The 13,702-nt window shown below is 46.8% G+C and carries 13 protein-coding genes; 8 read left to right on the top strand and 5 right to left on the bottom strand.

Annotation, left to right across the window (positions count from 1 at the left end; all coding sequences use genetic code 11):
* Positions 1-110: 110 nt before the first annotated feature.
* Positions 111-1,646: an FAD-dependent oxidoreductase gene (locus EXIG_RS13225; protein ID WP_012371465.1), complete on the top strand. Its 1,536-nt coding sequence runs from the start codon at positions 111-113 to the stop codon at positions 1,644-1,646.
* Positions 1,647-1,729: 83 nt separating this feature from the next.
* On the opposite strand, the gene EXIG_RS13220 is transcribed toward EXIG_RS13225, so the two are convergent.
* Genes EXIG_RS13220 through EXIG_RS15635 form a run of 3 tightly spaced genes read right to left on the bottom strand, consistent with a single transcriptional unit; the run spans position 1,730 to position 3,796 of the window.
* Complete coding sequence (locus EXIG_RS13220) at positions 1,730-2,620, bottom strand: hypothetical protein (RefSeq protein WP_012371464.1); 891 nt, start codon at positions 2,618-2,620, stop codon at positions 1,730-1,732.
* Positions 2,613-3,398 carry an ImmA/IrrE family metallo-endopeptidase gene (locus EXIG_RS13215; RefSeq protein WP_012371463.1) on the bottom strand — a complete coding sequence of 262 codons (786 nt, stop codon included), beginning with the start codon at positions 3,396-3,398 and terminating at the stop codon, positions 2,613-2,615. The genes EXIG_RS13220 and EXIG_RS13215 overlap by 8 nt, the downstream gene beginning before the upstream one ends.
* Complete coding sequence (locus tag EXIG_RS15635) at positions 3,395-3,796, bottom strand: hypothetical protein (protein WP_012371462.1); 402 nt, start codon at positions 3,794-3,796, stop codon at positions 3,395-3,397. Before EXIG_RS15635 ends, EXIG_RS13215 begins: the two co-directional genes overlap by 4 nt.
* Positions 3,797-4,204: 408 nt before the next feature.
* Here EXIG_RS15635 and desA point away from each other — a divergent pair, with 408 nt between their 5' ends.
* The gene (gene desA / locus EXIG_RS13205) at positions 4,205-5,224 is read left to right on the top strand and encodes a Delta(5) desaturase DesA (RefSeq protein WP_012371461.1); all 1,020 of its coding nucleotides are present in this window, start codon (positions 4,205-4,207) and stop codon (positions 5,222-5,224) included.
* A gap of 123 nt (positions 5,225-5,347) precedes the next feature.
* Positions 5,348-5,860, top strand: a complete 513-nt coding sequence (locus EXIG_RS13200; RefSeq protein WP_012371460.1) for a VanZ family protein — start codon at positions 5,348-5,350, stop codon at positions 5,858-5,860.
* 55 nt (positions 5,861-5,915) lie between these two features.
* Here the strand turns inward: EXIG_RS13200 and EXIG_RS13195 are convergent, their stop codons facing one another.
* Positions 5,916-6,095: a hypothetical protein gene (locus EXIG_RS13195; RefSeq protein ID WP_012371459.1), complete on the bottom strand. Its 180-nt coding sequence runs from the start codon at positions 6,093-6,095 to the stop codon at positions 5,916-5,918.
* A gap of 416 nt (positions 6,096-6,511) precedes the next feature.
* Between EXIG_RS13195 and EXIG_RS13190 the strand changes: the two genes are divergently transcribed.
* A complete protein-coding gene (locus EXIG_RS13190; protein WP_234944542.1) occupies positions 6,512-7,891 on the top strand; it encodes an ankyrin repeat domain-containing protein in 1,380 nt (459 codons plus the stop codon).
* Between the two features lie 82 nt (positions 7,892-7,973).
* Here the strand turns inward: EXIG_RS13190 and EXIG_RS13185 are convergent, their stop codons facing one another.
* Entirely contained in the window at positions 7,974-10,073 is a 2,100-nt protein-coding gene (locus EXIG_RS13185; protein ID WP_012371457.1) for a 5'-nucleotidase C-terminal domain-containing protein, read from the bottom strand.
* Positions 10,074-10,443: 370 nt separating this feature from the next.
* On the opposite strand from EXIG_RS13185, the gene EXIG_RS13180 reads away from it, so the two are divergent.
* The 4 genes from EXIG_RS13180 (at position 10,444) to galU (ending at position 13,666) form a co-directional block, all read left to right on the top strand.
* Positions 10,444-10,659 (top strand): hypothetical protein, encoded by a 216-nt coding sequence (locus EXIG_RS13180; protein ID WP_012371456.1) that lies wholly within the window; start codon positions 10,444-10,446, stop codon positions 10,657-10,659.
* A 248-nt stretch (positions 10,660-10,907) separates the two neighbouring features.
* Positions 10,908-11,705 carry an ABC transporter permease gene (locus tag EXIG_RS13175; RefSeq protein ID WP_234944541.1) on the top strand — a complete coding sequence of 266 codons (798 nt, stop codon included), beginning with the start codon at positions 10,908-10,910 and terminating at the stop codon, positions 11,703-11,705.
* Between the two features lie 14 nt (positions 11,706-11,719).
* Positions 11,720-12,673, top strand: a complete 954-nt coding sequence (locus tag EXIG_RS13170; RefSeq protein ID WP_012371454.1) for an ABC transporter ATP-binding protein — start codon at positions 11,720-11,722, stop codon at positions 12,671-12,673.
* A 111-nt stretch (positions 12,674-12,784) separates the two neighbouring features.
* Positions 12,785-13,666 carry a UTP--glucose-1-phosphate uridylyltransferase GalU gene (gene galU, locus EXIG_RS13165; protein ID WP_012371453.1) on the top strand — a complete coding sequence of 294 codons (882 nt, stop codon included), beginning with the start codon at positions 12,785-12,787 and terminating at the stop codon, positions 13,664-13,666.
* The last annotated feature ends 36 nt before the right edge of the window (positions 13,667-13,702 follow it).

The raw sequence follows: 13,702 nt of genomic DNA, 5'->3' as shown, positions 1-13,702 counted from the left end.
TTTTTTATCTGAAAATTTAAATGGCATAGTTTGTGAATGTTTTTAGAAAAACAAGGGTAACTGTAACTGTTAGCTATGAAAGAAAAACTGATACTTATGGAGGCGGGGAAATGAAGCAACTGGATGGATTTCCAACATCGTACTGGCGGACTTCGATTGAAGCTTCAACTTATCCAAAGCTAGACGATAACCTGACAAGTGATGTCGTCGTCATCGGGGCCGGGATTGCCGGACTCGTGACAGCCGTTCAACTGATCGAGCAGGGGTATGACGTGACCTTGATTGAGGCTGACCGGATTGCGAGCGGGACGACCGGCTATACGACAGCAAAAGTCTCGTCGCAGCACGGATTGATTTACGATGAGCTAATCCGCACGTTCGGTGAAGAGAAAGCACGGCTTTATCATGAAGCGAATGAAGAAGCGATTCGTTTCCTGCGGGATCAGACGACGCGCCTGGCGATTGAGTGTGAGCTCGAGGAACAGGATGCGTATCTGTACGTCGCGTCAACCGGGACGAAACAGAAGCAACTGACAAAGGAAGCAGATGCCTACAGCCGGCTTGGTATCAACGGCGGCGACGCAACGGATGAAGTGAAAGATAAATTACCGTATCCGGTCGAACAGGCACTTGTCATCCGTAATCAAGCCCAGTTCCATCCTGTCAAATACTTACTGGGTCTTGCCCGTCATTTCACAGAGCAGGGTGGAAAACTGTATGAACAGACGCGGGCGACATCTGTCGAGTCGAAACGGACGCCGACCGTGTTGCTTGAATCGGGTCATCAGATTGAGGCGAAAAAGGTCATCGTCGCGACACACTTTCCGTTCAACGATTTTAAGGGACTCTATTTCTCGAAACTCGAAGTGCACCGGTCGTATATCGTATCCGGACTGGTCCAGGAGGATTTCCCGGACGGCATGTTCATGAGCGCCGACAAGCCAAGCCGGTCGCTCCGTCATGTGAAGACAGCGGATGGGAAACGACTTGGACTGTTTGGCGGGGAAAATCATCTATCGGGCCATCAAACGGATACGAAAGCCAACTATCAAGCATTGGCTCATTTCGCCGAGAGTGAGTTTGGTGTAGCTGAAATTGATCAGTTTTGGTCGGCGCAGGATTTGATTTCACTCGATAAAGTGCCGTACATCGGGCAGATGACGAGTGATGATCCGAACATTTTGGTCGCGACCGGTTTCGCGAAATGGGGAATGACGAACGGGATTGCAGCAGGGTTGCTGTTATCTGATTTATTGACCGGCACGCCGAACCGTTTCCGGGGACTGTTTGATCCGAACCGGTCGAAGCTGAATAAACAGGATGCGAAGCAGTTCGCGAAGAACAATGCCGATGTTGCGATCGAATTACTGAAGGGAAAAGTAAGTCGCGCCAGTCAATCGGCGGACGATCTTGGTATCGATGAAGGTGGGCTTGTCCGGCATGCCGGTAAGACGGTCGGAGGATACCGTGATGAATCCGGTGAGTTGCATCTCGTCAAGACGACCTGTACGCATATGGGGTGTGACGTCAAATGGAACAACGGGGAACGATCGTGGGACTGTCCGTGCCACGGCTCACGGTTTGATTACGAGGGGAACGTCTTGGAAGGACCGGCAGTGAAGCCGTTGAAACAGATAAAAAAATGAGAAAGATACAAAAAGCCCCTTCAAGATGATTTCTGACATCTCTTGAAGGGGCTACTCTTGTTTTTAAAGGCAGACTGATGTAATCAGAAAGTAATTCGCCCTTGCGGATCGAGGATAATCTGCAGAAACTCCGGATTGTCCAGCTGGTGTCTGTCACTGACATCTTCTCCGGTTCGATAGTGAACTTTACGATGTTTGTGCTGTCCGGCTCGTATGCATTCGATGAGAGAAACAGGATCCGTGACAGACTGATTTTTTACAATCGAATCAAGCAATTGATCAAGCGATTGAAGACGGTAAACGGAACGAAAAACATGTCGGTCTTCCATGAAGAGGGCTCTTAATAAGGTTTCGTTGTTTGCCATTGTCAGACGCGTATAGTAGACGCCCGGTCCTTCATTGCTTAACAACGTCACGGTTTCAGCACCGTCGACCAGTAACGAACAGGCCAACAGATGAAGGATCCGTTCGCCGCAGTCTTGCCGGACGGCCCGGATTGCTGATTCCACTGCTTCTATCGTTGGCGATTGCTGTACTTGTTGTGAGAGTTCCGTATGCGAGCGGACGATTTCACGAGCCAAAAGACGAAATTGAGAGAAGGCTTGCTGACGCGTCGTTGCTCCGCGGTGGACAAAATCAAAACAATCACGAAAGGTAACATAAAACAAATCAATGTGTTCCGACAGGATTTGAAAGAACGGCTGATAGAACGTGGCATACCGTTCCGGAGTCATATCACGATTTCTGGAGCTTTCTTCAAAAATAATATCCGGAATCAGTAAAACGGCATGATGCTGACGGAAGTGATCAATAAAAAATGTGAAACAATCAGGTGTATCACGGGCTGCTTTCGATAACTTTGTCAAGAGCATGTTATCCAGAAGATAGATGGTCTGCCCGTCCTCAATGACAAAATTTAATTTAACGAAGGAGCGGATGGAGTCATACATCGGAGAATCAAAAGTGTTAGACATTCGTGTCCCTTTTTTCTTTCAAACGTTTGAGCACTGTTTTGTATTGATCGGTAAAACGCTCGTATTCGTTACTTGTCAAACGTTCCTGCATCCGAGGACTGGATAGTAACGTCTTAAGATTGTTTAACTTAATGACAAAGCTTGGATGAAAGATGGATGTGTCAAAATCATCCGGCAGATGTTCAAGATAGTCATAATCAATCAAATCGAGTGCCGCAGACGGTGAAATCAGTCCGTCTTGCAATAATTTGATGACGAGTACTTTATAGGGAACTTCAAATATGGCAATCAAATGAATGACCTTCTCTTCGATGGGACGGTCTGAGTAGCTTTTACTGATTTGTTCGAACGATTCTTTTAAGACTCTTGTATCGACGAGTAGTTCAGAAGCAAATAGATTGGCATGACGCTCTTGTGCATTTAAAACCGAGTCTTCAAAAAAAGTTTCGGTTTGCTTATCCTGGATCCGTTCTTTTTCATATCTATAATGATAGTATTCGTGAACCCAAGCGAAGTTTTCATACGTTTTGGGTTGAGCGGTATTAATATGAAGATAAAATCGTTGATTTCGATAAGTGATGAGCCCGCCATAATTTGTATCCGGAGTAGGAAACAAGATGACGCTCGTTTTCTGCATCAAATAATATTTTATGCTGTCGAGTGTTTTGTAACGAAACAAAAGACTTTGTTCCTTCGTATCGTCTACACGACTAGAAACAATGCCCAAAATTTCTTTATTTTGCTCGATGACATCGAGCAAATTGTCTCGTGTGATCATGCTTCCACCTCGTCAAACGAATGAAGGACGTCAAGCATGGTGATGATTTCTTCCAACGTTTCGAACGTTTCGTCCATAACAGGGGACGGTCCAAATGCATGATAATTTGCTGCTGCCTGTTGCTTTAAAGTAGCTGTATTTTGTAAATCATGAATAGACACCGGCACTTTAAAGTCCTGTTGATAAAAATAAGTCGGGTCTGTAATTCGGAAAACACGATTTAAGCGGGTGATGCCGCCTTTTATGTCTCCTTTACCTTTTAATAGATTATAAAACGTCGGTTTTGACATACCTGCCCGCTCATACACCCACTTGTGGGTTTTACCGATTGTTTCAAGATAGACCTGAAGATTACGGGAGACGATTTCTTCAATAGACGTACCTGTTGATGGATTCATTTCTTTCACCTCAATTATATAGTATAACAAAGAGTTAATTTAAAATTAACTATAATTAAAAAATAGGCATATAAATCACTTTATTAAGACATTTATCGTTTCTGTGTATATAAATGGTTTACCCTTTTTTAATTTACCTACACTTCTCATTGATATATTTTAGAAAAAGCTAAGTTGGTTTATGAAATCGAATTTTAAAAATTATACGAGAATTAATCCTGTATTCTTTTTCTGTGTGCTATAATTACCTGGTAATAAAAATATTCAAGCGTTTAACTATATCGGTCGGGTCGATCTTCATGTGGATGTTACGAATTCACCGTCACGAACGCCGTTTACAGGTTTCATATCAAGTTCATTTCATTGTAGCGTCGTGAACGCTGTACGAATTCGAGGAGGAAGCAACACATGAGTAAAGAAAAAATCGCCCAGCTTCGCAAGACCGTTTCGCCTTTTGAGAAGGCGGACGTCAAATCAAGCGTCCGGCAAATGATCAATACGATCCTGCCGTTTCTCGTCGCCTGGTTCCTGGCCTATCAGGCCTTACAGATTTCCGTTTGGCTCGCGGTTCCGATTGCGATTGTCGCAGCCGGTTTTGTCGTCCGGATGTTCATCATCTTCCACGACTGTACGCACGGGTCATTCTTCAAAAACAAAAAGGCCAACGCCATCGTCGGAACGATTACAGGCATTTTGACCCTGTTCCCGTACGAAAAGTGGAAACGGGAACACTCGATTCACCACGCATCCAGCGGGAACTTGGATAAACGCGGTGTCGGTGACATTTGGGTCATGACCATTGAAGAATATATCGAAGCGTCAAAATGGACGCGTCTGAAATACCGTCTCTACCGCAATCCGCTCGTCATGTTTGGTCTCGGACCACTCCTGTTGATTTTAGTCGTCAGCCGCTTTAACCGAAAAGATGCCCGGAAAAAAGAACGGATCAACACGCATGTCATCAATGCGTCACTGATCGTCTTATACGGGATCCTGATTTACTTCGTCGGATGGCAGGCGTTCTTAATCATTCAAGGAACAACGATGTTCACAGCCGGCGTCCTTGGGATTTGGTTGTTCTACGTCCAGCATACGTTTGAAGACTCGTATTTTGAGGATGAGAGCGAATGGGATTACGTCAAGGCCGCGATCGAAGGCAGCTCATATTACGAATTGCCGAAAGTCTTGCAGTGGGTGACGGGGAACATCGGTTTCCACCACGTCCACCACTTAAGTCCACGCGTACCGAACTATAACCTAGAAAAAGCGCATACGGCGACACCGCCGCTTCAAAAAGCAACGACGATCGGCTTGTTCTCGAGTCTGAAGTCGCTTCGCTATAAGTTATACGATGCGAAAAACAAAACCTTCGTGACGTTCGGTGAAATCAAGCACCTCGTGCGTGAACCAAAAACGATGGCTTCATAATCGAACATGCCTTGCTTCCGACCGGGAGCAAGGCATGTTTTTTTGTCGTGTTATCCGTCTTTTGCCGTATGTCCCGTCTTCAAAGACATGGTAAGATGGCAAGTATTGAAGGAGAGATGAAACATGCGTCGTATACCCGTAGCTTATCTTGCAGCAGGAGCCATTTTACTTTTATTATCCGGATTCAGTTCGATGACGTATCAGCAACAATCACTGATTCCGTTTCTGACGAATCATATTCCACTCGGATGGGTGTATCATTTCTCGTTCGTCTCGTTTCATTATGAGGTGCCGATCAGCGTCGCAACGCTTGGTCCAGCAGCCTTCCTTGAATTCTTCATCCGCAAAGGGATGCATGCCGGTCTGTTCTTCATTCTCGGGATAAGTATTGCCCATGTCTTGCGTCTACGCGGCTACCGTCCTGTTCCGGCCGCCTTTTTTGCCGCAACGACAGCGGTGACCGTCGGCGTCCTCGATGAATTTCATCAGCAACTGACCGGCGGACGGACACCGCTCGTCGGAGACGTCATCATCGACGGAAGTGGTGCCGTCTTCGGAATCGTCCTCTATACGGCTCTTCGCCTTTTCCTGAAAGCCGACCGGCTCGTCAAGTCGGAATACCAACAATCGAGCTGACCACAAAAATACCCGATCGTCTCAGCAAGCTTGAGGCGATCGGGTATTTCAACGATTAAAACCGTTGTACCCATTCGATTTTGTATTGTGTCCGACCAAATTGTTTGCGGAGCATCGTGTCTGCTTTTTTACGTGCAGCGGTGTGGTCACCGGCTTTAATGATTAGGCGGTCGGTGTCGACGACTTCTTCCTGTTCAAGGACGTGGTACTGAACGGTATATTCTTTGTTAAACATTCCGAGAAATCCCAAGAAATTCACTCCCATATTCTTCATTCTATTAGTTATTATATGGTATTGAAATGTGGAATGCAATTTAAATAAATGACTTTCGTCTCACCTGTGACAAAAAGGAATATGGTTCAAAAGAAGGATAGCGCTAATATTTCAAATGTTACAAGAGTTGTTGGTATAACACGATAAAAATCAGAAAAATATAATATTTCTACGTATAAGTTATATTAGAGATAGGTCTTTAGACATCCCTTAAAAAGATTCATTTCCATCTCTAAAATATATTCGGGAATAATGTTTTTATCCATTAACAAGAATTGCCTTGGAACTCTTATGGAATTATCGGTATGATAAGAGCAGTGAGAAAAAGAGGTGAACCGATGAGTGAGGAAATAAATCATGAAAGACAATCCATCCACATGCGTATAGGGAGACGGGAACACGTTCTCTTTACGCTGTTATTGATCAGTACCTTAGTGACGGTGTGCGGACTCATTGTGGCGTTGTTTACGCTCGGGATAATCGGTCTGGTCCTGTTGCTGACAGTTCTCGTTCTACTCGGCATCCTTTGGACGTGGCAGCTCGTCCGGGTAATGACGATTCGGGCAGACGGGATTGTGCTGAGCGAACAGCAACAGCCGCTCGTGTATGAACAACTTCGGCAGGATACCGAACGATTGGGATTTTGGAAAGTGCCGGAAATCATCGTGACACACCATAAGACCATCAAACGTCCGCGAACGATCGGCTTGTTTCAAAAATATCTGCTTGTCTTACCGGCTGATTATCCAATCGATGAGACGACGCGCTTCGAACTGATTCGTGAACTCGTCCATTTGAAACAAAACCATGAAGAAAAACGGATGCTGCTGTTACTTGGGAGCTGGGTGCCGTTCCTGAGAAGTGCTTACATACGGGCATGCGAGGAGACGGCAGATCGCCATGCGCTGGCTTGTCTTTCGGAAGAGGAACGTGTGCCGGTACTTGTCCGGTCCGTTGTCGGTCCTGTCTCTTGGCAGACACTAAATCTTCCGGCTTACATCGATCAAAAACGACAAACGATATCGTTTACCGCCGTACTCAGCGAACTGTTCCGAAACCAATCGTCGGTTTCCCGCCGATTGACGTTTGCTGGGCTCGACGCGCAACGAAAACAATCTGCCCGTGTCGCAAGTGCTGTCCTCGTCAGTCTGAGTTGTCTGGGACTGGCCGGTCTGGTCTTCGTTGCGACAGAGCTTAAACTGCCTAAGTGGTTGACAGACAGTGTCTCTTCCGTCGAACAACAGACAACTGCAAAAGAAGATCTTGGAGAATCGAAACTGATGGCGGCGATTCAAAAGGGGACGCTGGCAGAAATAGAAGCCTTGATTCCGAAGAGTGACATGGAAGCAGTCGATGCGGATGGGGATACGGCCCTGCATTATCTTGGATACCGCAAGTCAAGTGAGGGGCTGGAGACGGTCTTTAAAGCATTGCTCGCTGCCGGGAGCGACGTCGACGCCGTCAATGAGTTCGGCGAACGGCCGTTCATCACCGCGGTCTACAGCAACAACAAGGAATTGGTTGAGTTGTACTTAAAACAGGGCGAAAAAATCAATCAGCAGGATGATGAGAAATACACACCGCTCCATCATGCCGTTGAAGGTGAGGGCAAGCAGACCGTCAAGCTGTTGATTGAAAAGGGAGCCGACCGTTCGCTCAAGAATAGTGATGGTTATACGCCGCTGATGATGGCACAGGAGTATGAGCTCGACGATATCATCGTTTTACTGAAACAAAATCAGACGCAGACGTTATGAACACAAAAACAGGAGGGGATATCATCCACCTCCTGAATACGAAAAAAAGACCGGCTGTTAAGCCCGGTCTTTTTTTGCGGAATTATTTTGTTTCTGCTTTTGTATCAACGATCCGGCCTTCGATCGAATACTTGACTTCGCCGAGTGATTTCGTGAAGTCGCGGAGGTTTTCCCAGTCCGAAAGACCAAGATCCGTCACGCGGCCATCTTTGTACGCAACTTCGAACGGTGTAAGACCATCGCCGCCCTTAGCTGTAAAGGCATTGGTCGCGATGACATACGTTTTCGTAAGATCGAGGGGCTCAAACGTGTCGCCGTTTTTAACTTCCATTTTCGTGACACGGTCGCCTTGCGCGAGTTTGCTGCTGTATTCGAACTTCATACCGGAAACGTGAAGGAAACCACCGTTTTCTTTTGGTGCTAAACCGACACTGATTTCAAGCAAGTCTTTGATTTCCTGACCTGACAATTTCGCTGTTGCAAGCGTATTACCGAACGGAAGGGTCGTTAACACTTCACCGACTGTGAGTGGTCCGGCATTAATCGCAGCACGGATTCCACCGCCGTTTTGCATTGCGATGACAGTCTCTGAATTGTACTCTTTCGCTTTTTTAAGCATACCGTCTGTAATCAGATTTCCGAGTGCTGTTTCACTGCTTCGGACACTAGTTACGTCACCACGTGGGTTAACAAGTTCGTTGACGATATTCGCGCCAACTTCTTCGTTTTTGAGTTCTGCAATTTGATCCGCATATGGCTTGAGGATTTCAGCGGCACGTGTGTCTTCAGCAGCTTTTGCCACATCGATCAACGAACCGTTGTACTCCGTTAGCTTCCCTTTGTAGTCAAATGTCAAATCAAGATTTCCGAGGAAATCACCATATTGATACGCTTGCGCGATGATCGTCGGTTCTGCTTTACCCGGCAGGACGGTATCATCTACGACAACTGGTGTTTCAAGTTTCGTATGCGAGTGGCCACCGACGATGATATCGATACCGTCGACGTTGCGGGCGAGCAACTGATCGTTATCGACGGCCGGATTGTCATCAAAACCGATATGCGTCAAGGCGACGATTTTATTGACACCACGGTCTTCGAGTTTTTTGACAGCCGCTTTTGCGCTAGCGATATAGTTAGCGAAAGTGACAGTTCCCGGACTTGCGATATCGGTCGTCTCTTCTGTCGTCAAACCGAAGAAACCGATTTTTTGACCTTTATATTCTTTAATGATCCCTTGATAGATATTTCCACGTTCTGGTCCTGACGTAATCGTTTTCTTTTGTAGGCCGTTGAAGAGTTCATTTTTGCTGAAGTCAACGTTTGCCGTGATGAACGGGAATTTGGCTTTTGTGACGAAGTTCTTAAGTGCGATGTTGTTCTCTGTCTCCCCGAGATCAAACTCGTGGTTACCGAACGTCATCATGTCGTATTTCATATAGTTCATCAGTTCAAGGTCGGCTTGACCAAGGAACTTGTTGAAGTAAAGAGAACCGGAGAAAACATCTCCTGCGTCAAGTAAAAGTGACGGTTTGCCTTCCGCTCGATACGCGGCACGAAGTTCTTTAATGACGGTTGCGCGTTTTGGTGCTTTATCAAGGTTGGCGTGTGTATCGTTCGTGTGCATCAAACCGATTGAGAAATCATCTTTATTGATATCAAGCACGTTGATTTTAGCTTTGAGTGTGATCGTTTTGCCGAGACGTGTGTAGCTTGCAACAGCGTATTTGACGCCGGCTTCGCTCGTATCGACTTTCGACCAGCGGACCGGTTTGTCATAGACACGGCCTGTCGCATAGAGGACAGCGAGTGTTTTCGGGAGTTCCGGTTTTTCACCGACATAGATCGTCTGTTCTTTGACACTTTCGACGAACTTCACGGCATAGTTTTGAATGAGGATTTTAACTTCGATCGGTGATTTCTTCTTGCCATACGTTCCTTTGACCGTCTGATAACGGTTGAAGATATGACGATCATAACTTTTCCACGTGATTTTCTCGCCCTTGTATGTAGCAGGTAACTTGACTGGGGCACCTTTTGTGAAGACGAGTGACTTGAGTTTGACCGTTTTGACTTTGACATGCGTTGCTGCGGATACAGTAGTCTGTGCAACCGGCACGATTGCCGATGTCGTCAGGGCGACAGCGACGGCTGCCGCGTAAAGCGGTTTTGATTTATACATACGTAAAAATCCTCCTTCAAAGTGGGTGTATGAATACAAGGTCGAAATGCGATCGTTGACCTCTTCTTCTACTATAAGTTGTTCCGAGCAGATGATGCGATAAAACTTTTGTAAAATTCGTAAATTCTTAGGTCGGACGACATGACAACTAGCAGGAGACGTCCGTTTTAGTCCGTTTTTCTGGTTAATTTGACCTAAACACACAAAATGATAACGCTTTCATTATAATCTGTCTGAATGAAAAAAGAAACGGAAACATACATCAATTCGTCAAACATTTCCATTAATTGATAATCTGTTGGTGGAGTTCAGTGCATGAATTCTGTATGATGGAGAAATGAGGAAACTGCGGGAGGAGAGCAACGAGAAGATGAAAGAGACGATTCAAGGCACGATGGTACTGGTGATTTTATGTGTGATGAGTATTTTATTAATTTGGGGATTGTCATCCCCGCCGACGACAATTGAATTTCCACTTCTGTCCCATTCGGAACCAGTCAGCAGCGACGTCCTTCATACCGCTGCCGACTGGTTTTTTTGCCGGTCAGAAAGCTACAGTTTGGTGTCGGTTTGCCCAATCGATTGACATGAATTTTAACGATAGCTAGAATTGATTAAGTGTATGGCACCCGGTGCCTGCTTTTTCAATAGGAGAAGAGTGTTTTGAAAAGGGAAGGGAGGAATGGACAAACGTGCAGGCGTCTGCCTGTCCGCGGTCGGTCGTTCGTTTGAAGAATCGCGAACGGAGTCCGTTTTTTATTTTGATGTGGATGCAACGGAACTAAAATACATGTACCTTTACAGATCGGAAGGAAATTAATTATGTGGAAAGAAATGAAAAGTATCATCCGCGAACAAGTGGAGAATTTTCCTCTGATTCGCCGTCTCGCCCGGTATGAGATTAAATCGGCGCACGCGGAACAACGGCTTGGACTGTTATGGGAGCTGCTCAATCCCGGCTTACAGATCTTTATTTATTGGTTCGTCTTTGGTGTCGGTCTGAAAGGGAACAGAAACGTCGAAGGCGATACGCCGTTCATCGTCTGGCTCCTGTGCGGGATCGTCGTCTGGTTCTTCATCAATGATGCCTTGTTGCGTGGATCGAACTCGATCAACAGCCGCCTGGCGATGGTGACGAAAATGCGGTTCCCGATGAGTGCGATTCCTTCGTACGTCATCTTATCCCGGATGTATCAGCACTTCGCGATGCTTCTGATTGTCTTTATCGTCATCATCCTAAATGGTATTCCGATTACATGGAAGTTACTCCAGCTCCCGTATTATATGGCGGCGACTTATATTTTCGTCTATGCGTTCTCACTTTGTTTCTCGACATTGATTACGCTCGTCAAAGACATTCAATTGTTCCTGCAGTCAATGATGCGGATGCTCTTTTATCTGACACCGATTCTGTGGAACATCGAACGGTTCCCGGACGTCTTACATGGTGTGCTTCGTCTGAACCCGGTCTTTTACCTTGTTGAAGGATACCGTGCCAGTCTGCTTGGCGGTGCCTGGGTCTGGCAAGAGTGGCCGACGGGACTTTATTTCTGGAGCGTGACATTGCTCTTGTTCACAGCCGGAACGTTTTTACACATCAAGTTCCGTAAATCATTCACCGAGCTCGTTTAAGGAAGGAAATCGCCATGTCTATGATAAAACTCGACCATGTCACGAAACGGTTTGATATGGTCACGACGACAAAAGAAAAATTTAAGTTACTGTTTAAGAATCAAAGTAAAAACGTCAAGACGTTCACGGCGCTCCGGGATGTCTCACTCGAAATCGGATCCGGTGAAGTCGTTGGTCTTGTCGGAATCAACGGTTCCGGGAAATCGACGTTATCGAACTTGATCTCCGGCATCATCTACGCGAACGAAGGTGACGTCGAAATCAACGGGGAAGTGGCGATCATCGCCGTGTCCCAAGGATTGAAAAACGTCTTGACCGGTCGTGAGAACATCCACCTGAAATGTCTGATGCTCGGGATGGACGATGCGGAAATCGAACGCCGGATGCCGGGAATCATCGATTTCGCGGACATCGGAGATTTCATCGATCAACCGATCAAAAAATATTCAAGCGGGATGAAGTCACGACTCGGCTTTGCGATCGCCGTCAATGTCGATGCCGACATCCTGATCGTCGATGAAGCGTTGTCGGTCGGTGACCAGACGTTTTACAACCGATGTATCGATAAGATGAACGAGTTCAAGAACGAAGGCAAGACGATCATCTTCGTCAGTCACTCGTTGAACCAGATCCGGAGTTTCTGTGAGCGGGTCATCTGGCTCGAATACGGACAGGTCAAGCTCGACGGGACGACGAAGGAAGTCGTACCGGAATACAAGAAGTTCCTGACCGAATACAAGAAGCTGACGAAAGAAGAACAGCACCAGTACCGGCGGGATCGTCTGAAGGAACAGGGTGCCCAGGCGAAACCGGGCAAGAAAAACATGGATGCCGAAGATACGGTCAAACATCCGGGATGGATCTTGTCAGGGATCAGCTTACTCGTACTTGCAGCCGGCAGTCTGATGGTCATCGATGAGACACCGTCATTTGCGACATTCACGGAAGCCTTAACCAAATTATTCTGAGTGACAGACCAGGGACAGATGTCTCTGGTCTTTTTTTGGCTCAAACAGGGAACAAGAGATTAGAAAGCGAATGTTTATCTATAACCGATCCAGTGCGGAGGAGGAATAGACGTGTCGAAAGTCAGAAAAGCCATCATCCCGGCAGCCGGTCTCGGGACCCGGTTTTTACCGGCGACCAAAGCGATGCCAAAAGAAATGTTGCCGATTTTAACGAAACCGACCATCCAGTACATCGTTGAAGAGGCGGTGGCGTCCGGAATCGAACAGATCATCATCGTCTCTGGGCGGAGCAAACGGGCAATCGAAGATCATTTTGACCACGCACCGGAACTCGAGAATATCCTGCGGCAAAAAGGAAAACTTGATCTGTTGAAAGAGGTCGATGCTTCGACGACGATGGCGGAGATACATTATATCCGTCAAAAGGAACCGAAAGGACTGGGACATGCGATTTGGAGTGCCCGGCATTTCATCGGTGACGAACCGTTTGCCGTTCTGCTCGGGGACGATATCATCGTCTCGGAAGAACCAGGTCTGAAACAATTGATGGATCAGTACGAAGAACTCGATGCGTCGGTCGTCGGTGTCCGGCAGGTCCCGATAGAAGATACGCACCGGTACGGGATCATTGATCCGTTGAACCAGACGGGACGCCGTTATCAGGTCCGGCAGTTCGTCGAAAAACCGGTCCAGGGAACGGCACCGTCCAATATGGCGATCATCGGACGGTATATCCTGACGCCGGCGATTTTTGAATACTTGGCGACGCAGGAGGCGGGGACAGGCGGAGAGATTCAGTTGACGGATGCAATTGAACGGCTGAACGGACAAGAAGACGTCTACGGATACGAGGTGGAAGGGAAGCGGTTCGATGTCGGGGAGAAGATGGGGTACGTCGAGACGACGTTAGCGTTTGCGCTTGAAGACGCAGAGATTCAGGCAGATGTCCGGCAGTTACTCAAGCGGTATGTCGAGAGCTGGGAGCAGGAATGAACAACAGGAGTGGCGGGAAGAAAATCCGTCACTCCT

It is taken from the genome of Exiguobacterium artemiae 255-15, assembly GCF_000019905.1.
Classification (GTDB): Bacteria; Bacillota; Bacilli; order Exiguobacteriales; family Exiguobacteriaceae; genus Exiguobacterium_A; species Exiguobacterium_A artemiae.
This window is presented reverse-complemented; position numbering and strand designations above follow the sequence as displayed.